Annotated in this window: 20 protein-coding genes and 2 pseudogenes; 8 read left to right on the top strand and 14 right to left on the bottom strand. The window is 71.2% G+C overall.

Annotation, left to right across the window (positions count from 1 at the left end; genetic code table 11):
* Positions 1-31 precede the first annotated feature (31 nt).
* The gene (locus tag E2E34_RS16925; protein ID WP_138902748.1) at positions 32-634 is read right to left on the bottom strand and encodes a carbonic anhydrase; all 603 of its coding nucleotides are present in this window, start codon (positions 632-634) and stop codon (positions 32-34) included.
* A 315-nt stretch (positions 635-949) separates the two neighbouring features.
* Between E2E34_RS16925 and E2E34_RS16920 the strand changes: the two genes are divergently transcribed.
* The gene (locus E2E34_RS16920; protein ID WP_138902747.1) at positions 950-1,687 is read left to right on the top strand and encodes a response regulator transcription factor; all 738 of its coding nucleotides are present in this window, start codon (positions 950-952) and stop codon (positions 1,685-1,687) included.
* A 446-nt stretch (positions 1,688-2,133) separates the two neighbouring features.
* On the opposite strand, the gene E2E34_RS37145 is transcribed toward E2E34_RS16920, so the two are convergent.
* Positions 2,134-2,391 carry a hypothetical protein gene (locus E2E34_RS37145; protein ID WP_341870228.1) on the bottom strand — a complete coding sequence of 86 codons (258 nt, stop codon included), beginning with the start codon at positions 2,389-2,391 and terminating at the stop codon, positions 2,134-2,136.
* On the opposite strand from E2E34_RS37145, the pseudogene E2E34_RS37140 reads away from it, so the two are divergent.
* The 3 genes and pseudogenes from E2E34_RS37140 to E2E34_RS16910 form a co-directional block, all read left to right on the top strand.
* A pseudogene (locus E2E34_RS37140) lies at positions 2,285-2,563 on the top strand (HAMP domain-containing protein); the annotation flags it as partial. The gene E2E34_RS37145 and the pseudogene E2E34_RS37140 overlap by 107 nt on opposite strands.
* A 76-nt stretch (positions 2,564-2,639) precedes the next feature.
* Positions 2,640-3,236 (top strand): sensor histidine kinase, encoded by a 597-nt coding sequence (locus tag E2E34_RS37135; protein WP_341870227.1) that lies wholly within the window; start codon positions 2,640-2,642, stop codon positions 3,234-3,236.
* Positions 3,237-3,366: 130 nt separating this feature from the next.
* Positions 3,367-3,828 carry an LppU/SCO3897 family protein gene (locus E2E34_RS16910; protein WP_138902746.1) on the top strand — a complete coding sequence of 154 codons (462 nt, stop codon included), beginning with the start codon at positions 3,367-3,369 and terminating at the stop codon, positions 3,826-3,828.
* A 148-nt stretch (positions 3,829-3,976) separates the two neighbouring features.
* On the opposite strand, the gene E2E34_RS16905 is transcribed toward E2E34_RS16910, so the two are convergent.
* The 5 genes from E2E34_RS16905 to E2E34_RS16885 form a co-directional block, all read right to left on the bottom strand.
* On the bottom strand, positions 3,977-5,119 hold the full coding sequence (locus tag E2E34_RS16905) for a S1 family peptidase (RefSeq protein ID WP_138902745.1): 1,143 nt from the start codon (positions 5,117-5,119) through the stop codon (positions 3,977-3,979).
* Between the two features lie 376 nt (positions 5,120-5,495).
* On the bottom strand, positions 5,496-6,305 hold the full coding sequence (xdhC, locus tag E2E34_RS16900; protein ID WP_138902750.1) for a xanthine dehydrogenase accessory protein XdhC: 810 nt from the start codon (positions 6,303-6,305) through the stop codon (positions 5,496-5,498).
* 1 nt (position 6,306) lies between these two features.
* Positions 6,307-8,742, bottom strand: a complete 2,436-nt coding sequence (gene xdhB / locus E2E34_RS16895; RefSeq protein WP_138902744.1) for a xanthine dehydrogenase molybdopterin binding subunit — start codon at positions 8,740-8,742, stop codon at positions 6,307-6,309.
* Positions 8,739-10,238 carry a xanthine dehydrogenase small subunit gene (locus E2E34_RS16890; RefSeq protein WP_138902743.1) on the bottom strand — a complete coding sequence of 500 codons (1,500 nt, stop codon included), beginning with the start codon at positions 10,236-10,238 and terminating at the stop codon, positions 8,739-8,741. The genes xdhB and E2E34_RS16890 overlap by 4 nt, the downstream gene beginning before the upstream one ends.
* 481 nt (positions 10,239-10,719) lie before the next feature.
* Entirely contained in the window at positions 10,720-11,388 is a 669-nt protein-coding gene (locus E2E34_RS16885; protein ID WP_138902742.1) for a class I SAM-dependent methyltransferase, read from the bottom strand.
* Between the two features lie 298 nt (positions 11,389-11,686).
* On the opposite strand from E2E34_RS16885, the gene E2E34_RS16880 reads away from it, so the two are divergent.
* Entirely contained in the window at positions 11,687-12,418 is a 732-nt protein-coding gene (locus tag E2E34_RS16880) for a dienelactone hydrolase family protein (RefSeq protein WP_138902741.1), read from the top strand.
* A 109-nt stretch (positions 12,419-12,527) separates the two neighbouring features.
* Here the strand turns inward: E2E34_RS16880 and E2E34_RS16875 are convergent, their stop codons facing one another.
* Positions 12,528-13,160, bottom strand: coding sequence for a GNAT family N-acetyltransferase (locus tag E2E34_RS16875; protein WP_138902740.1), 633 nt, complete (start codon positions 13,158-13,160; stop codon positions 12,528-12,530).
* A gap of 86 nt (positions 13,161-13,246) precedes the next feature.
* A complete protein-coding gene (locus E2E34_RS16870) occupies positions 13,247-13,432 on the bottom strand; it encodes a DUF1272 domain-containing protein (protein WP_138902739.1) in 186 nt (61 codons plus the stop codon).
* Between the two features lie 259 nt (positions 13,433-13,691).
* Between E2E34_RS16870 and E2E34_RS16865 the strand changes: the two genes are divergently transcribed.
* Positions 13,692-14,558, top strand: a complete 867-nt coding sequence (locus tag E2E34_RS16865) for an AraC family transcriptional regulator (RefSeq protein ID WP_138902738.1) — start codon at positions 13,692-13,694, stop codon at positions 14,556-14,558.
* 195 nt (positions 14,559-14,753) lie between these two features.
* Here E2E34_RS16865 and E2E34_RS16860 read toward each other — a convergent pair whose 3' ends face one another.
* Positions 14,754-15,014, bottom strand: coding sequence for a GlsB/YeaQ/YmgE family stress response membrane protein (locus tag E2E34_RS16860; RefSeq protein ID WP_138902737.1), 261 nt, complete (start codon positions 15,012-15,014; stop codon positions 14,754-14,756).
* Between the two features lie 189 nt (positions 15,015-15,203).
* Between E2E34_RS16860 and E2E34_RS36475 the strand changes: the two genes are divergently transcribed.
* The gene (locus tag E2E34_RS36475) at positions 15,204-15,695 is read left to right on the top strand and encodes a hypothetical protein (protein WP_244315806.1); all 492 of its coding nucleotides are present in this window, start codon (positions 15,204-15,206) and stop codon (positions 15,693-15,695) included.
* Positions 15,696-15,721: 26 nt separating this feature from the next.
* On the opposite strand, the gene E2E34_RS16850 is transcribed toward E2E34_RS36475, so the two are convergent.
* Both E2E34_RS16850 and E2E34_RS16845 read right to left on the bottom strand, forming a co-directional pair.
* A complete protein-coding gene (locus E2E34_RS16850; RefSeq protein WP_138902736.1) occupies positions 15,722-16,195 on the bottom strand; it encodes an ATP-binding protein in 474 nt (157 codons plus the stop codon).
* Between the two features lie 596 nt (positions 16,196-16,791).
* A complete protein-coding gene (locus E2E34_RS16845) occupies positions 16,792-17,016 on the bottom strand; it encodes a hypothetical protein (RefSeq protein WP_138902735.1) in 225 nt (74 codons plus the stop codon).
* A 307-nt stretch (positions 17,017-17,323) separates the two neighbouring features.
* Here E2E34_RS16845 and E2E34_RS16840 point away from each other — a divergent pair, with 307 nt between their 5' ends.
* Positions 17,324-18,040, top strand: a complete 717-nt coding sequence (locus E2E34_RS16840; RefSeq protein WP_138902734.1) for a GAF and ANTAR domain-containing protein — start codon at positions 17,324-17,326, stop codon at positions 18,038-18,040.
* A 109-nt stretch (positions 18,041-18,149) separates the two neighbouring features.
* Here E2E34_RS16840 and E2E34_RS16835 read toward each other — a convergent pair.
* A pseudogene (locus E2E34_RS16835) lies at positions 18,150-18,370 on the bottom strand (DUF294 nucleotidyltransferase-like/CBS domain-containing protein); the annotation flags it as partial.
* A 19-nt stretch (positions 18,371-18,389) separates the two neighbouring features.
* Positions 18,390-19,097 carry a phosphodiesterase gene (locus E2E34_RS16830; RefSeq protein WP_244315804.1) on the bottom strand — a complete coding sequence of 236 codons (708 nt, stop codon included), beginning with the start codon at positions 19,095-19,097 and terminating at the stop codon, positions 18,390-18,392.
* Positions 19,098-19,429 lie beyond the last annotated feature (332 nt).

The raw sequence follows: 19,429 nt of genomic DNA, 5'->3' as shown, positions 1-19,429 counted from the left end.
TTCGGCCGGCGGCTACGACCCGAAGACCGGTTCAACGCATCGGTCGTACTGCTCGTTGCAGGCCGTGATGCACGGCAGATGCACGTAGTAGTTGTCGATGAGGGGCTCGCACTCCTGGAAGCAGCGAGCCGTCGTCCAGGAGGTCGCGGACCACGGGGTGGGTGCCCAGCGTCGCCAGCTGGTGCACCACGTTGAGCTGGACCAGCCGTTCGACGGAGTCGGCGTCGTCCGGTGTCCGGCGGGTCAGCGCGGGGCGCACGAGGGACAGCCAGGCGTCGACACCGGGGAGGAGCGAGAGGTCGCGTCCGGAGGCGAGCGCGCTCATGGCGCCGCAGTGGGAGTGGCCGCAGATGACGATGTCGCGGATGCCGAGCACATGAAGGGCGTACTCGACGGTGGCCATCTCGCCGGACGCGTCGGCCGCCCAGCGCGGCGGAACGATGTTGCCGGCGTTGCGGAGTTCGAAGAGCTCGCCGGGGCGGGCTCCGGTGATGAGCGAGGGTACGACGCGGGAGTCGGAGCAGCTGATGACGAGGGCCTGCGGGGACTGGCCGTCGGCGAGGCGCCGGTAGGTGTCACCGGCGTCGGCGACCTGCCGGTGGAAGGAACGGGCGTGGTCGAGAAGGGCCTGCATGCGTGGTGTCCTCCTGATCGGGGCAGTACGGGCGGTCCGGCGGCGCGGCACGGTGCCCGGGGACTGTGCGGACGACACTAGGAAGGCGTCCTCAAGGCGCAGGCCAGCGAGTGGTTAACGCGCGTCCAGCAATCGCCCAGAACTTCGCCGGGTGTGAGGTATCGCTCGAAGAGCGAAGACGGCGGCTTGTGGCGGCTGGTCCTGTTGTACGGTGCGAAATCTCGAACAGGCGTTTCGGGGCACGGTAGTTGGCACATTCCGGTCGCCGTTCGGCGCGTCGCGCCCCGGTGGGAGCCGGAAGGACGGGAACGACGTATGCGGGTGCTGCTCATCGAGGACGACGAATCCATCGCCGAACCGCTGGCCGAAGGGCTCTCCCGTTACGGCCTGGCGGTCGACCGCGTGGCGACGGGCGGGGCGGCACTCGCCGGGCCGTTCGGGGACATCGTGCTGCTGGACCTCGGCCTGCCGGACATGGACGGCATCGACGTCTGCCGCCGGATCCGGCAGGTCTCCCACGTGCCCATCATCATGCTGACCGCCCGCGGCGAGGAGGCGGACCGGGTGGTGGGGCTGGAGATGGGGGCCGACGACTATCTGGCGAAACCTTTCAGCATGCGGGAGCTCATCGCACGGATCCGCGCCGTGACCCGCCGTACGCACGTCGGGGCGCCGCACGCCACGCTCCCCGTGCCCGCCGCGCCGCAGGGCGGCCACCTGTACGTGCCGGGGACCGGCGTCGCCGGCCCCGCGCCGCGCCGGCCGGAGGCGCTGGTGGTGGACCGCCGTACCCGCCAGGCGTGGGTGGGCGACGACCTGGTGGCCCTGACGCCCAAGGAGTTCGACCTGCTGGCGCTGCTGGCCGAGGACCCGGGTGCGGTGTACTCGCGCCAGCAGATCCTCGACCAGGTGTGGGACCCGCACTTCCACGGCCCCACCAAGACGCTCGATGTCCATGTGGCGGCGCTGCGGCGCAAGCTGGGCGATCCCGCCTGGATCCACACGGTACGGGGGGTGGGGTTCCGCCTCTTCGTCCCCGCGTCGCGCGGCTGAGGGGCGGGACGCGCCGTGACCCGCCGCCTGCTCCTGAGCTATCTGACGGTGGCCCTCCTGGTTCTGCTGTGCCTGGAGGTGCCTCTGGGCATCATGTACGGACGCGCCGAACAGCAGCGCGCCACCCGGGCCGCCGAGGACGAGGCGGAGTCGCTGGCCGCCTACGCCGCGGTCTCGCTGGAAGGCGGGCGGATCGGCGCACTGGAGGACCGGGTGGCCCACTGCGCCGAGCGCATCGGCGCCGAGGTGGTCGTCTTCGACGCGTCGGGGCGCCCCGCCGCGTCGTCCCGGCCGCTGACGCCCGATCAGGTCGAGGAACTGACCGCTGCCCCGGAGGTGCGGTCCGCACTGCGGGGGCGGGCGGCCGTCGGCGTCCGCAGGGCCGCGGTGGGCGTCGGGGCGGGGGTGCCGGCAGCGGCGGCGCCGGTGCCGTTCGGTTCCTCCCGCTACGGCGCCGTACGCGTCACCCTCCCCGCCGACACCGTGCACCAGCGGGTCCACGGCGTGTGGCTGACGCTGGCGGCGGTGGGCCTGCTGGCCCTGACGGCCGTGGCGGGGGTGGCGTTCTGGCTGGCCCGCTGGACGAGCCGGCCCGTCCTGGAGCTGGAGCGGGCCACGGCCCGCCTGGCCGAGGGCGACCTCTCGGTACGGGCGACCCTGGCCACGTCGACCGGCCCGCCCGAGGTCCGGCGGCTCGCGGTCACGTTCAACGAGACCGCCGCACGGCTGGAGCACCTGCTCGCCTCGCAGCGCGCGTTCGCCGGTGAGGCCTCGCACCAGCTCAAGACACCGCTGGCCGCGCTGCGGCTGCGCCTGGACAACCTGGAGCCGGACGTGGCCGCCCACGCCAGGGGCGGCCTGACGGCGGCGGTGACCGAGACGGACCGGCTGGCCCGGATGGTCGAGGGGCTGCTGGCGATGGCGCGGCTCGACGAACAGGCGGTGACCCCGCGTGCCGGTGGACCTCGACCGCATCGCTCTGGAGCGCGTGGAGACCTGGGGGCCCGTGTTCGCGGCGCGGGGCTGCCGGCTGGCGCTGGGTGTGGAGCACGCCGGGCACGCCCTCGCCGTACCGGGCGCCGTGGAGCAGATCCTGGACAATCTGCTCTCCAACGCCCTGCGGGTGTCGGGGCCAGGGTCCGTGGTCCTGCTGGACCGCCGGCTCCCCCGCCCGACGCGCCGCGGGCACCGCGAACCGCGCCCGCAGTACGCCGAGTTGCACGTCATCGACGAGGGCCCGGGGATGACTCCGGAGCAGCGGGAACGCGCGTTCGACCGGTTCTGGCGCGCACCGGGCTCCACCGAGGGCGGCAGCGGCCTCGGCCTGTCCCTGGTGCAGCGCCTCGCCGTCGCCGGTGGCGGCCACGTCGTGCTGGAAGAGGCGGCCCGGGGCGGCATCGACGCCGTGGTACGGCTGCTCGCCGTACCGTCACGCGGCGGGGCCGGACCGGCGCCCGGCCGGGGCGAGGCGCTCCGGCAGTGGCCCACCCTGCGGACCGTGCCCGTCCCCCGCCTCCGCTCCAGGCCGCACAGCGGCGCCCGGCCCTGACGCCGGTTCGGCGGCAACAAGGGGGCGGCGCGAGGCAGCTGACCGGCCGTGGGACGCCGGGCGAAAGCCTGAACATGATCAACGCCGCCTCGGGCGTTCCCTTCCCGTATCCGACCCATGGGGGTTCACCATGTCCACACCGCCGTCCTACCAGAACCAGCATCCGCAGCAGCCCTACGGGCAGCCCCAGCAGCCGCCGCCCGGCGCCCCGCAGCGGCCGCGGCAGGGGAATGTGCTCCAACTGCTCCTCACCATGGTCATCTTCCTGGCGATAGTCGGTGGGGTCGGCTACTGGGTGTACGACTACAACACCGATCCCAACGGCGGCCAGGCGAAGAAGGAAGCCGAGGCTGTCGCCCAGTACGAAGAGGACAAGACGCACGAGCCGGAGGTCGGTGACTGCGTCAAGGTGCAGGACCCCCAGGGCGAGCCGGTGCCGACGATCGTCGACTGCGGCTCGGTGGAGGCCCAGTACAAGACGGGCGAGATCCTGCCCGGCGAGGGAATGAAGTGCGGGCCGAAGTTCGACTACGGCATCCAGCGCACGGCGTCCCGCGGATTCGACTACACGATGTGCTTCAACAAGCTCTGAGCCACCGGTTCGCATCAGGCCGCCGCCCGCTCTCGCGGACGGCGGCCGGGCCGTTTCCTGGTGCGCGTGCAGCCCTCAGCGGCCCGGTGTCCTCCGTGCGGAGCTGCCGGGCGCCGCCGCCCCACGGCTTCCGGTCCGTATGTACGCTTCAGGCGGTGTGGAGCGTGAGCCCGTAGCGTCCGAGGATCTCGTTGACGGGCTGGAACCACGTCTCGCCGCCGGTCGAGCAGTTGCCCCATCCGCCGGAAGTGACGCCCTGGGCCTGGTCTCCGCTGATGAAGGAGCCTCCTGAGTCACCGCCCTGCGCGCACACGCTCGTCTTCGTCATCTGGTGGACGGCGCCCTGGCTGTAGTTGACGGTCTCGTTCTTCGCCAGGACGGTTCCGCAGTGCCACCGCGTCGTGGAGCCCGAGCGGCAGATCGAGGCACCGACGGGCGCCTCCGCGGAGCCCCGCACCAGCCGGTCCGGCACGGTGCCCCAGCCGAGCACCACCGGGACCGTCCACCAGCCGCTGTGGACGCTGACGTACGCGTAGTCGTCACCGGGGAAGGACGAGCCCTGGAACGTCCCCATGGCGCTGCCGTCCCAGCCGCGCACGGCCGCTCCGGCACGACCGCAGTGCCCGGCGGTGACGAACCCGCCGTGCACGGAGAAGCCTATGGAGCAGCGGACGTTGCCGGTGTAGTACGGGTCACCGCCGACCGTGCCCGCCGCGTACGTGACCGGGGCCCGTTCCGTCTCGGAGACATCGACGGGCCCGGCGCGGCGGGCCCGTTCCACGAAGGCCCGCACGGCCCGGTCGTTCCGGTCCGCGCGCACCACCGTGACGACCACGCGGTTCGCCCGGGGATCGACATGCCAGCCGGCCACGCCGGCGGGGGCGGGCATGGCGTCGATGCGGGTCTTGGCGCGGTCGAGGAGCGCCGCGCTGTGGCGGACGATTCTGGTCTCGGCGCCCAGTCCGCGCACCTCGGCGGCCGGTTTCTCGTGCGTGACGGCTACGACGAGGCGGCCTGTCGCCGGCTCGAACCAGGAGCCTCCGTACGCGGCCCCCGCGATCCGCTCGGCCCGCTGTTCGGTCTTCACGGCCGTGCGTTCCGCCGCGAGGCGCTGCTCGGCCTGGTGCCGTGTCAGTCCCAGGTCCGTACGCAGGGCGTCGAGGAGACCGGCGGACGCCGGAGGGCGTGCTTCAGCGGGCTCGACCGCCGCTGCTCCGGAGCCGGTTGTGCTCAGAGCGGCGGTGAGGAGTAACGCCGCCGCGGCGGCACGCAGGAGGGGAAGGCGTCTCATGATTCCTCCGAACAAGAGGGCGTTGGCTGGTGGTCGCGGGGTTGGCGACAAGGATTGAGAGCGCTCTCACGTACGAGTCCGGCCCAGCGTAGCCGCCCTCGGTTGTCAGGTCCATACCACTCAGGAGCAGGGCCGCAGGGCCGGATGCCCAAGCGACAACCGACGTACGCCCGGCAGGCGCGGCGTCCTGGGAGCGCTCACAGCGGAGAGCGGCAGACGGAAACCCTCAGGGACCTCGGCCCCATCGGCGGCTGGGCAGGTCGAGACGTCCGGGGGACCGCGTGCCGGACACGCAGGGCTCACGGCACACAAAGAAGTGCCCCGCACTGGTGCGTTGGCACGAGTGCGGGACACTCCCTTCGGTCCCGACGGGGAGTCAGTCCCCCTCGGTTTCGAAGGTACTCAGCAGATCGGCCGCGACACTCACGGCTATCGTCGCGGGATCCTTGCCGGTGATGTCGGCCAGCCCGATCGGGGTTTTGATCCGATCGATGGTGGCCTCGTCGTGACCGCCCTCGGTGGCGAGGCGTTTGCTGAACCGCGCCCACTTGGCCGCCGACCCGATCAGCCCGATGGAACCGAGATGGGTGGCGCGCAGGGCGGCGTCGCACAGCGCGGCGTCCTCGGCGTGATCATGCGTCATGATCAGAACGTGGGTGCCGCGCGGCAGCTCCTCCAGTACCTCCTCGGGCAGCAGCGGCGTGTGATGCGCGCGCACCTGCGCCACCGCGTCAGCCAGTACGTCGAGCCGCTCCCGGGTGAGCATGTCGGAGCGGGTGTCGATCAGATGGAGGTCGAGGTCCTGGCGTGCCAGGATGCGCGCCAGTTCCAGCCCGACGTGCCCGACGCCGAAGACCGCGACCGCCCGTACCACCGGCAGCGGTTCGAGCAGTACCGAGACCGTGCCGCCACAGCACTGCACGCCGTGCCGGTTCGTCACCTTGTCGTTCAACGCGAAATCCATCAGCTCCGGCTCGGGCTTGGACACGGCGAGCATCTCCCGGGCCCGGTCGATCGCGACGGCCTCGACATTGCCGCCGCCGATCGAGCCCCAGGTCTCGCTCTCCCCCACCACCAGCTTCGCGCCGGCGTCACGTGGGGCGTGACCGCGCACGGTCGCGACGGTCACCAGCACGCCGGGCTCCCGGCGTGCCCGCAACCGCGCGACCGCCGCGATCCACGTCATGTCAGGCACCGCTCAGCACGGTGGTGCCGGGTCGGGCCTCGCCGTGGGACGCGTGTCCGTGACCGGCGGGGCCGCCCGCGGCCACCCCGTCGCGGACGCTCTCGGAGGCAGCACCCCGGCGCGCCTCCTCGATCGCCCAGTACACCGCTTCCGGCGTCGCGGGCGAGGCCAACTCGACGCTGACCCCGCTCGGCCCGAACGCGGCGGCGGCATGACGCAACGCCTCGCGCACCGAGAACGCCAGCATGAGCGGGGGCTCCCCCACCGCCTTGGACCCGTACACCGAACCCTCTTCGGTCGCGTTCTCCAGCAGCGTGACATTGAATTCCTCGGGCATCTCCGAGAAGCTCGGCAGCTTGTACGTGCTGGCCGCCTGGGTCAGCAGCCGCCCCCGGTGCGGCCCCTCGGTGGCGTCCCAGCGCATGTCCTCCAGCGTCAGCCAGCCCGCGCCCTGCACGAAGCCACCCTCGACCTGACCGATGTCGATCATCGGGGACAGGCTGTCGCCGACATCGTGCACTATGTCCACCCGCCGGACGCGGTACGCGCCGGTGAAGCCGTCCACCTCCACCTCGGCCGCGGCGGCGCCGTAGGAGAAGTACTTGAACGGCGAGCCCCGGAACGTCTTCGCGTCCCAGTGCAGTCCCTCGGTCCGGTAGAAACCGGCTGCCGACAGCTGAACCCGCTGGAAGTAGGCGGTGCGCACCAGGTCGTCCCAGGCCAGCTCCTTGTCGCTGCCCAGGGTGCGGGCGACGCCCTCGACGATGCGTACGTCCGAGGCGTTCGCGCCCAGCTGCGTGGCGGCCACCGACAGGAGCCGCTCGCGCAACTGCTCGCAGGCGTTCTTGACCGCCGCGCCGTTGAGGTCCGTACTGGAACTGGCAGCGGTGGCGGAGGTGTTGGGCACTTTGTCGGTGCGCGTCGGGGCCAGCCGCACCTTGTGCAGCGGGATGCCCAGCGTGGTGGCGGCCACCTGCAGCATCTTCGTGTGCAGTCCCTGGCCCATCTCGGTGCCGCCGTGGTTGATCAGGACGGAGCCGTCCTTGTAGATCAGCACCAGCGCGCCGCCCTGGTTGAAGGCGGTGAGGTTGAACGAGATCCCGAACTTGATGCCAGTGACCGCCAGGGCCCGCTTGGTGTGCGGGTGTGCGGCGTTGAAAGCGGCGATCTCGCGCTTGCGATCGGCGATGCCGCCGTTGTCCAGGGTCTTCTGCCAGACGGCCGAGATCCGTTCGGGCTGGGCGACCTGCTGCCCGTACGGTGTCGCCTGTCCCTGCTGGTAGAAGTTGCGCTCGCGCAGCTCCATCGGGTCCAGGCCGAGGAGCGGCGCGCAGCGGCCCATGATGTCCTCGATCACCAGCATGCCCTGCGGTCCGCCGAAGCCGCGGAAGGCGGTGTTGGAGACCTTGTTGGTCTTGGCGATGCGACCGGCGATTCGGGCGTTGGGGATCCAGTACGTGTTGTCGATGTGGCACAGCGCGCGGGCCACCACCGGCTCGGACAGGTCCAGGCTCCAGCCGCCGTCCGCGGTCAGGGTGGCGTCCAGCGCCCGGATGCGGCCGTCCGCGTCGAATCCGATCTTCCACCGGGCATGGAAACCGTGCCGCTTGCCGGACATGGTCAGGTCCTGCGTCCGGTTGAGCCGCAGCCGAACCGGCCGGCCGGTCAGCTTGGCACCGAGCGCGGCGACGGCCGCGAACCCGTGCGGCTGCATCTCCTTGCCGCCGAACCCGCCGCCCATCCGCAGGCACTGCACGGTCACCTCGTGGCTGTGCAGTCCGAGTACGTGCGCGACGATCTCCTGGGTCTCCGACGGGTGCTGGGTACTGCTCTGGACGAAGACCTGCTCGGCCTCGTCGATGTGGGCCAGCGCCGCGTGCGTCTCCAGGTAGAAGTGCTCCTGGTCGGAGAACTGGAACTCGCCGGTGAACACGTGCGCGGAGTCTGCGAAGCCCGCGTCGACGTCACCGGTCACCATCAGGGGCCGAGCGCCGTGGAAGCTGCCGGCCGCGACGGCGTCCCGCAGTGTGACCACGGAGGGCAGTTCGTCGAGTTCCACCTCGACGGCCGCCGCACCGAGCCGGGCCGCCTCCAGGGTCTCGCCGAGCACCCAGGCGACCGCGTGGCCGTAGAACATGACCTCGTCGGGGAACAGCGGTTCGTCGTGCTTCATGCCGGCGTCGTTGACGCCCGGCACGTCGGCACCGGTCAGGACCCGGACCACGCCGGGCACGGCGAGCGCCGCGTCGGTGCGCAGCGCGGTGATCCTGCCGTGGGCCTTCATGACCTGGACGGGGTAGGCGTGCAGCACGTCCTTGGTGCGATGGACCAGGTCGTCGGTGTAGAGCGCGGTGCCGGTGACGTGGAGTGCGGCACTCTCGTGCGGCATCGACACGCCGACGACGGGCTTCGCGGGGCGTTCGGACAGATGGCTCATGACGGCACCGCCTCGGTGGTTTGCGCGTACAGCTTCAGCAGGCTCTGGCCCAGCATCGCGGAGCGGTAGAGGGAACTGGCGCGGTGATCGCTCATCGGTGTGCCCTCGCCTCGCATCTCCCGGGCCGCGCCCTCGACGGTCTGTGTCGACCACGGCTTGCCCTCGAGGGCCGCCTCGGTGGCGCGGGACCGGATGGGGGTGGCGGCCACGCCGCCCAGGCCGATGCGTGCCTTGCGGACGATCCCGTCCTCGATGTCGAGCGCGTAGGCGACCGCGACGCTGGAGATGTCGTCGAAGCGCCGCTTGGCGATCTTGTGGAAGGCCACGACCGGCGACAGCGGCAACGGGATGCGCACCGAGCGGATCAGCTCGCCGGGGCGGCGCACGCTCTGCCGGTAGCCGGTGAAGTAGTCCGCCAGCGGGACCTCGCGCTCACCGTCGGCGTCGGCGAGCACCACCGATGCCTCCAGCGCGAGCAGCGCCGGCGGGCTGTCACCGATCGGTGAGCCGGTACCCAGGTTGCCGCCGAGGGTCGCCCCGTTGCGGATGAGGCGGGACGCGAACTGCGGGAACAGTTCGGCCAGCAGCGGTACGCCGCCGTCGAGGCGGCGCTCGATCTCGGTCAGCGTCAGCGCCGCCCCGATCTCGATGTGGCCGGATTCGACGCGCAGCTCCCGCAGTTCGGGCAGCCGGTCGATGCCGACCACACAATCCGCCCGGCGGGAACGGATGTTCACCTCGACACCCCAGTCGGTGGAGCCGGCGACCACCACCGCGTCGGGCCGCTCGCGCAGCAGCCGCAGTGTTTCGGCGAGGGTGCTCCTGCGCAGGTACGCGCTGTCGTCCTGGATGTACTCGGTGGCGACCGGTGCGGGCGGGGACTGCTCGCGACGCCGCGCCAGCGGGTCATCGTCCGTGGGCGTGCCGACGGCGTACGCGGCGTCGCGAATCGGGCGATAGCCGGTGCACCGGCAGAGGTTTCCGCTCAGCGCGTGCAGATCGAAGCCGTTCGGGCCGTGCTCGGCGTCCGTGCTGTCGTACGAGTCCGTTCCGTCGGCCGAGTCCGTGCTCCCACCCGACTCCGTGTGGGCGCAGCGGTCGGGCCGGTAGTACTCGGCGGCCATGCTGCAGACGAAGCCCGGCGTGCAGTAGCCGCACTGGGAGCCGCCGCGGACCGCCATCTCCTGCTGCACCGGGTGCAGGGTGGCCGGTGTGCCGGGTGCACCGGCGGTGGCGAGGCCCTCGGAGGTGACGACCTCCTGGCCGTCGAGCGCCGCGGCCGGGACGAGGCAGGCGTTGACCGCCACCCAGTCGGTGGGCTTGTCCACCCCCGGGCGGGCCACCAGGACCGAACAGGCGCCGCACTCGCCCTCGGCGCAGCCCTCCTTGGTTCCGGTGAGGCCACGCTCGCGCAGGAAGTCCAGCGCCGTGGTGTGGGGCGGGGCCGGTGTGAGCGGTGCTTCTTTCCCGTTGACCGTGATCCGCGCCGCTACCATGACAGGCCCTCGTTTCGGAGCGCGATCGGTCGATTCATCATGTTCGCCAATTTCAGGCAGCTTTCTGTGTTCAGAGGCGCCACGTGAGAGGAGTGGGCGCAGAAGGGCACGCGACAGCGGCGTGCCGGAAGGTGACGACGAGAAACCTGGAATGCGCCACGAACGGGCACATCAGAGCGGCGTGATCAGCAGCCGTGCGCGATCCGACCCGGAACCCAGGCAGTGCACTGGGCGAGGCGACCAAGATCAGAGCTGGTGTACATCCGCTGGTCGCCTCCTTCCGGGAGTCATGGGTCGACGATTACCGCAAGTTAGTGGCTCGGGTCCCGCAGGTCAAGAGGTCACCCCCGGTCTTCGGCTCTCCGCACACCGCTCCCGGCCCGCTTGCCGGGGCCTGATCGGGAGCGGCCTGTCGCACCCCTCATCCGAGGAAGGAGTGCGGCGACGGCGCCGCAGAGCCTTCCCCGAACGCGGCTGGTTCTCAAGCGGGGCGTTTGGCCATGACGACCACACCGGGCCCGCTCTGCTCGTCGGCGGGGAGCCGGAGTTCGGCGACCGGGCGCAGTCCAGCCTGCTCGATCAGGTCCACGAGCTGGTCCGCCCGCCACTTGTGCGTGGTCCAACGAACGGGCACACCTCCGTATGCCTCGGTGCGCACCGCGTCCTCGTCGCCGACGTGTGTCGCGGTGATGAAGTGGCCGCCCGGCTTCAGGGCGCGTGCGAACAGGGCGAGGACCTGAGGGAGGACGTCGCGGGGGAGATTGAACAGCGACCACCACCCGAGTACGCCGCCGAGGGACTCCTCCTCCAGGTCGAGGTCGGTGGCAGAGGCGACGCTGAAGCGGCATCGCGGATGGAGACGGCGGGCGTTTTCGATCATGCGGGGTGAGAGATCGACCCCGGAGACGTCGAGTCCGCGTTCGGCGAGGTAACCGGTCACCGTTCCGGGTCCGCAGCCGACGTCGAGGACAGGCCCGAGGTCGCCCACTGTGTCAGCGAAGGCGTCGATGGACGCCTTGAGCCATGGATGGCTGCGGATGTCGCCGAACCCCGTCGTCAGCACCATGTGGGCGTAGTTGTCCGCCACCCGGTCATAGGACTCACGGACCACGTCGAGGTCGGCGGGGCGGTCAATGTGGTGTGCGCTCATCAACGAACCATAAGCCGGGCGGCCTTGCGGGGCATGAGCTCGCGCCACGGCCCAACGGCCGCAGACCGCAACCAGTGGAAACGAAGCGTCTCGGGCGTCAACCCGTTTGGCATCAGGCACCGTTCGCCCTGTCGGCGTCCTGCCCGGCCACTGAGAGTCCTTCGTGATACGTTCCTGCCGCCGTGCACTGCTGCGAACCAAGGAGGTGAGACCGATCAACGCTCTGACAGGTCGGGCCTCCCTCCCTCGCATGGCTCAGGGAGTGCCCGCAGAGGCATCCCGAAAGGCATGAATCGCTATGCGTTTCATCTCTGAGACGACGTCCGACGGCGTCCGCGAACAGCTCTTCACCCTCGGCGAGATTCCCGGCGTTCTGTGGACGCCGGAAGGTGCCGTCGGCACGCGTTCGCTTGTCCTGATGGGGCACGGTGGCGGTCAGCACAAGAAGGCCCCTGACATCCTGGTCCGTGCACGTCGTTTCGTGGCCGAGGGCGGTTTCGCGGCCGCGGCGGTCGACGTGCCCGCCCATGGCGACCGGCCGAAGGTTGAGGAGTACGACCGGATCGCGACCGAGAACCAGGCTCGTGTCGAGGCCGGTGAAGAGCTCGCTCCGCTGATCGCCCGTTTCCAGGCGCTCGTAGCCCGCCGGACCGTACCGGAATGGCAGGCGGTCCTGGACGCGGTCCAACAGCTCGAGTACGTCGGCGCCGGTCCGGTGGGCTACTGGGGGGTGTCGTTGGGGTGCGGACTCGGCGTCCCGTTCGTCGCTGCCGAACCGCGGGTCCACGCGGCGGTACTGGGCTTGGGCGGGCTGCCGGCATCGGCCGAGGCCGCCGCGAGGATCACCGTCCCGGTGGAGTTCCTGGTGCAGTGGGACGATGAGCGGGTGCCGCGGGTCCAGAGCCTGGCTCTGTTCGATGCCTTGGCCTCGGCCGAGAAGACGTTGCACGCCAACCCCGGCAGGCACGGGGAGATCCCGGCATTCGAGCTGGACAGCACCCTGAGATTCTTCGCCCGGCACCTGGGCTGATTCCTCGCCGCCCGCGGTCCGCGACGCGCCGGTCGAGTTCTTTCCTGACCGGCGCGTTCCCGCAGCGGCCCACACTGCCGCCCCGGCCGTTCGGGTCGCCGTACACCGCCTACTCCCCCGCGGCATCGGTCGGTTCCGGGTCGGTGGCCAGGCGTGCGTGCAGGTGTTCGTCGTGGTAGGCCCCATCGCCGAAGCGGTGCGAGTCACGCAGGGTGCCTTCGGCGAGGTAGCCGCAGCGGTGGGCCACCCGGCAGGAGGCCTCGTTGCCGACAGCGTGGGCGATCTCGATGCGGCGGGCGTCAGCCGTCCGGAACGCCCAGCTCGTCACCGCACTGGTTGCCCTGGTGGCCACGCCCCGTCCCCGGGCGTTCGGCAGCGTCCAGTAGCCGATCATTGCCAGGCCGTCGGCGCGGTCGACCCAGCGCAGGGTGACGCTGCCCAGCAGGGCGCCCTCGGTAGCGGTCAGCGCGGCGAAAGAGGCGCTGACACCCCGGTCCCAGCCTTCGTCGCGGGATTCGAGCCATGCCAGCGCCTCGCCTCGGTCCGCTGTCGCGAGCGGGTTCCAAAGGGCGATCAGCGGGTCCGACGCGGCGGCGATCAGGCCGTCCACCAGCGCTCTCGGCTCAGCGGTCCCCCGGCCCCACGGGTGCAGCAGCACATCGCCGAGGTCAAGCGCGGTCCGGACGAAAGTCCGCGGGTCGGCGGAGCTCTGGGAGGCAGGCGGCGGCGCGGAGAGGCTCATGGCGCCCTTCCTACCCGGCCATCAGGCTTGCTGCCAGCCATTTTCGGTGGCCACAGGCAGGGGCGGCTCGACAGCTGCGCCCAGCCTCAGGCGTTCATCGACCGGCGAGGTCTGGGGAGCAGCACTCCGCCGCAGTTGGGGCAGGTGTGCTGCATCGCCTCGCTGCACGGCAGGCAAAAGGTGCACTCGTACGAACAGATGCGCGCCGGGGCGTCGTGCGGCAGAGCCGCGGTCGTGCATCGCTCGCATCGTTCACGCATCTCCAGAGCCATGGCGCCTCTCCTCTCACGCGGGTGCCGCGACTCGACGCCCGGCAGAACTCATCCTTCGCCTACGAGACCGGCGCGAAAGCATCATGAAGGACAAGAAGCAACGTGATCGGGCCACGGGTGGGCCGGGACGCCTTCACCCCTCGCACTGCTCTTGCTGCTTTCCGCCGGCTCTCGCACCCGACCGGACCGGGCACAGAATGTCGGGTCCGGCAAGGTGGTCGCTTCCTAACGTGAGTGATCGGAAGGGAAGGAGGCCGGAGTGCTGGAGCGGCTGAACCAGGCCATGGAGCACATCGAGTGCCACCTCGATCAGCGGATCGAGGCGGCCGACCTGGCGCGGATCGTGGTGACGTCGGAGTACCACTTCCGGCGGCTGTTCTCCGCGCTGGCGGGGATCCCGCTGTCCGAGTACGTCCGACGCAGGCGGCTCACGGTCGCTGGTGCCGAGGTGCTGGCGGGGAACCGCACGCTGCTGGAGATCGCGGTGCGGTACGGCTATGCGTCGGGGGAGGCGTTCGCGCGCGCGTTCCGCGTCATGCACGGCGTCGGGCCCGGCGAGGCCAGGCGGTCCGGTGCGCGTCTGGAGTCCCAGCCACGGCTGTCCTTCCGCCTCACCGTCGAAGGGAGTAGCAGTATGCGATACCGGGTTGTGGAGAAGGACGAGTTCCGCGTGGCCGGCAGGAAGGCGCGCGTCCCCCTCGTGCACGAGGGAATGAACCCTGCCCTCGTCGACTTCATCCGGGGCATCGGGCAGGAGACGCTGGAGCGCATGCGGAGTCTGTCCGATCAGGAGCCGCAGGGGATCGTGGGGGTGAGTGACGACCTCGACCCGAGCCGGGCGGAAGGAACCGAACTCGACTACTACCACGGGGTGGTGACGCGAGCCTCCGTGCCCGAGGACATGGACGTGCTCACCGTGCCGGCCGGGACGTGGGCCGTCTTCGAGAGCTCCGGGCCGTTCCCGCAGGCGCTCCAGTACCTCTGGCGGGACGTGTTCACGCAGTGGTTCCCGTCCAATCCGTACCGGAGCCGGCCGGGACCCGAGATCCTGAGGACTCAACTGTCGCAGGACGCCTCGCGGGCGGACGCCGAGCTGTGGATCCCCGTGGAACGGACAGCGGTGTGAACGATGGCGTGCGGCGGTCCAGGGCCGCCGCACGCCGGGGGCGGCTGATCGAAGCCTCGAGACTCTCCGAGAAGTGGCCCTGAGAGATGTGACCCACTGTGCGGCGCGGCGCACACGGACGGCCGGAACAGCCGACGCAACACTGGTTGCGCGCGGCTGGTTCCGGCCGTACTCCAAAAGGGATTCCTGAAGGAGTCAGGCGCGCCGTCGGGACCACATCGGTGTGACAAAGGCGATGAGGACCGCGGCGATGCCGATCTGGAAGATGTGTCGGATCCAGTCGATGCCGCCGGTGTCCCGCACACCGAAGGCAGTGGCGAGCGCGTTGCCGCCGACAGCGCCGACGATACCGAGGAGGAGCGTCAGCCACAGGGGGATGGGCTGACGTCCGGGAAGGACCAGCTTGGCCAGCAGGCCGATGATGAGCCCCGCGATGATGGCCCAGATGAACGACACGGCTACTCCTTCAGTTGACTGTCCCGACCTTCGGGTGTCATGTCGCGTGCCCGCGTAAAGCGGCTGTAAGCCTCGCCCCCCACAAACATCTGCGGCGGCCGGTCGGCTGAGTGCCGTACCAACGCCTTGCCGGGCCTGTTCGTCATGATGAGGGTGCGTCAAGGTGCGCTGCTGGGGCACCCGAGGTCCATGTCCGGAGAACACGCACGTCCCACGAGCGTCCTCTTTCGTTCCGCGCCCGGCCCCAAGGCGGCCTCACAGGGGGCCAAGCACGGGCGCCACACCGGGCGCGGCAGGTGGCTGCGCCGCAGGATCCTGGCGTACCGCGACATCCAGTTCCTCTCCACCCACGTCCCCGGCGACACCGGGCCCGGGGAGGAGCGCCTGCTTCTGGTCCACGGCCGCAAGGTCGTGGGCCAGGTCCACTACCGGCTCTGCACCGCCTGCGGTTCAGGTGTGATCACCGGCGTCGACATGGAGGACCACCTCCACTCGACCGGCCTCGGCACCCGCGCCCTGTCGCACCTCCGCTCCCGCTACCCGAGCATCAGCTGGCGCAGCACCTTGACCTTGCGCACCACACGCGAGCTGCTGCGCCGCATGCGCATCCCCACCACGTCAGCCGACATCACCTGTGCGCACGCCGACGCCAGGCCGGACTCGCCGCGACCGGCCGGCTGACAACGACCCGCTCCGTGCGGATGTCGTCAGCTCTGGCGGCCGGCGGCGTCGCCGCCCGGATCGTCGGCCAGCACGATGGCCGTGGAGATCCGCTTGCCCACGGGTTCGCGGTGCACCGAGAAGCTCTGCCCGACGGCCATGACGATCTCCAGCCCGTGCTGACCGATGCGGGTCGGGTCGGGCGCGAGGATCTCTGGTGGCGTCGGGTTGCTGTCCCACACGGACACCTCGACCGCGCCGCCGTCGACCTCCAGGGTCAGCAGGCACGGACCGGGTGCGTACTTTCGGGCGTTGGTCACCAGCTCGCTCACGACGAGCTGCACCATGCCCATCGCGCGACCGGACACCGGCAGCCCGTGCACGGCCTGCACGTCCGTGAGGAAGGTACGGGCCAGATCACGGGCGGCGGCGATGTCCTCGCTGCCCTCGAACGCACCGGACACCGAGATGACGTCTCCCAGCACCGACTGCCGGCCGCCACCGCCCACTGCCTGCCCCATGCCGAACCTCTTCCCCCTGGGCGACCTGCCCTTGGCGCGTTTCGTTTACCCCCGAACTCTCACATCACGCATGCGCGTGCCAGAAGGGAGGGTGGCGTCCGCACCACCGGTCCTGGGAACGCGTACACCTCCCGGCCTGTCGCGCCGCTCAAGCCAAGCAGCGCTGATCGGCGAGCCCGGCCCGTACACTCCCTCGCTCTGGACCGGGAGGGCCGTCTGCGAGCCGCCGTGCCATTCGCACAGCAGGACGGTGGCGTCGTCGGTGAGGTGCCCGTCGTGGTGTGCGAGTACGGCCCGCACGAGCCGGCGCCAGGCCCGGCAGCTCCTCGAAGGCGGAGAGGTGACTGGCCCGCAGCAAGGCGTGCAGCATACGGGCGGAAGCGTCGAGCGAAGCCATGCCGGTCAACCTGTCGGACAGGGACGGCCCGCGTCCGCCCGTCGGCATCACGATGCGAGAGGGCCACGGGTCCTGGTGCTCGGCAGACGAAAACGAGATGCCCGAACGGATGTCACGACCAGCGTACGACCCGGATTCTCGGTGAGGTGGCCTGTTGGCGCGGCTGCTGGACGCCCACGGCCCTTCGGCTCAGTCGGCACTACGCCGCGTCCCACTGGTGCGCCCTGCCGCCGCGCCACTCGACCCACAGGGGATTGTCCATGATCGCCTCCGGGTCCAGTACGCCGGCGGCTTCCAGGAACACGGCCAGATCGTGGTCGGAGTAGGCCAGCCCCAGGATCTCGTCACGGCCGTGGCGGTGCAGGCTGACCCGTCGGCCGCCCGACGCGGACGGCCGGTGCACGACGATCGGAGCACCGCCCATGACACCAGCCTGCCCCGTTCCGGCCGCCGGTTCCAGTTCCAGAACCGGTCGGCCGGTGACCGCTCCCCCGCCGGGCGAAGATGTCGTCGTAGGTCGGACTGGACATGCGGGTCAGTCGGAGGGTGATCCACCCGAGGCCGGACAGGCCGCGTGGGATGCTGGAAGGGAGTGGTCGTCCCACCGGCTCCCCCGCGGAGTCGGGGCGGCCGTGACGCCGGGCGATTCCCGTTCGGGCTCGTACCTCCGGGCCCCTCGCGACGCTCCGCCCGCGCCGACAGCAGGCAGCTCCCGCACAAGGGACTCTCCCATGACATACGACGGCTCCCACGTGACCGAGATCCTCCTGGAGAGCGATTCCCTGGACGGGTTCCTCGACGGGCTTGCCGATTTCGCCCTGACCCGCACTCCCGCGGCGGGCGCCTGCGGAATCACCCTCAGCCGCGAGGGCCGGCACCTGACGGTGGCCAGCTCCGGCGACGGCGCCCGGGAACTGGACGAGAAGCAGTACGGCCTGAACGACGGGCCATGCCTGCAGGCGCTGCGCCAGGGCGAGGAGCTCATCGTGACCGACATGCTCGGCGAGGAGCGCTGGGGGCCCTACCCCGTCCACGCCATGGCCAACGGCACCCGCTCCTCGCTCTCCCTGCCCATCGCCGCCCACACCCACACCGCCGGGGCACTCAATCTCTATTTCGCGAAGCCCGACGGCTTCGCCGACGCGGACCTCGAGCTGCTGCGTTCGGTGGCCGCGCAGGCCACCGGCGCGATCGCCCTGGCACAGCGCATCGCCGACGCCCAGGAATTCGCCAATGATCTTGAGACCGCGCTGCGCTCACGCACCGTGATCGACCAGGCCATCGGCATCATCATGGGCCAGCGGCGCTGCGACGCCGAGCAGGCTTTCACCCTCTTGCGCAGCGCCTCGCAGCACCGCAACATCAAGCTCCGCGACCTGTGCGCGGAACTGGTCGCCGGCGTCGGCGGCCGGCCGCCGAAGGAAGACCGGCTGCGTCCTCGCCCCTGACCGGATCCGCCGGGCCCGGACGTCAGCTTCGTGCCGCCACCCACCGGTCCGGGCAAAGGCGGGGCCCTGTCACCGGTCGCCGCCGGCGCAAGGCCCCGCATCCCTGGGTTCAGTCGGTCGACAGCGGCTGAAGAAGGTCTCCCACCTGCGGGTCGGGCAGGGAGCGGGCGACGTCGGCCCGGCCGACCATGCCGGCCAGGTCGTGGCCGTCGATGACCGGCAGCCGGCGCACCTTGTGCGCGGTCATGCGGCGCCGTCGTCGGCGCCGATGGTGACCGCCTCGCCCTGCGCCCAGCTCGCCTTTCCCGCCGGACGCGCCTCGTCGCGGCCTCGGTGGCCGCGGGCGGGGTCACGGGCCGGAGGCGCCGGCCGTTCGCCGTCCCGCCCGGGAGGCGGCGTACGCGGCTTCCCGCAGCCTGCTGAACCGGGCCGTGGGGCGCAGGTGCGGCAGGTGGTTGAGGTAGGGGTCGTACGAGACGGTGTCCTGGGCGGGGAGGTCGTGGGGAGGGCCGGTGGTGACGGTGCCCAGAGCGCGCCACCCCTGTCCGGGCGGCGCGGCGCACAGGTGGAACGTCAGCGGCCCGGCCCGGAGCGTGGTGCGCAGGGCAGCCAGGTTGTTGGGTACGAAGGGTGAGGACACATCGGGGTGGGCGGCCAGCACAGCGTGGTGCTCGCCGATCCGGTAGGCGAGGAGTGTGGAGTACGGTCCGCCCAGTGCGTCGAGGCGCGGCAGCGGCAGGTGCCGGGTCCGCCGCCCGGCGCCGCTGCTGGTCAGCAGCAGGTCCAGGGACCGCCCGGGGCCCGCGGCGTCGTGCACGCGCAGCGCGAGCCCCAGGGCGTCCGGCAGCCGTCCGGGCAGCCCGACGGCGCGCGACCACCGCATCCGGACCTGGTGGTCCCCCGGCTCGTCGAGCCACGGCTCGCCCCAGGGGGGACCGGACGGCTGTACGGCGAGCACACCGTCGCAGCTGACCCCGAACGGATGCAGCGCCGGGGCGTGGCGCCAGTGCGCGATGCCCCGCGCGGCCCGTGCGACGAGCCCAATGCCCGCGGGCACTTCCGTATCCGTCCCCGAAGTCGACGACATGTCGTGGGTCAACGAGATCCGCTCCTTTCGGCGATGCGCGTCCCGACGCGAGTGCCCGAACCGGGGGCGGCGAACCCTTCGCCGGTGTCTTGTTCACGGCGGCGGCGGGGATGCCCGGCCCTCGCAGGACGGACGCCGGACGCGACGGCCGGTGCCCGCGAGCGGGACCGCTCACCAGGGGTCGAGGTCGTGAGCTGCTTGCTGCCCGTGCCGCCGATGCCTGCAGGGCTTGGACCAGGTGCGCGATGCTCGCGCCTCGCTGATCCGGGTGGTGGCGGCCGTCAACCGGGTGGGTCGGGGAC

This window comes from Streptomyces albidochromogenes (assembly GCF_005981925.1).
Lineage (GTDB): Bacteria > Actinomycetota > Actinomycetes > Streptomycetales > Streptomycetaceae > Streptomyces > Streptomyces albidochromogenes.
This window is presented reverse-complemented; position numbering and strand designations above follow the sequence as displayed.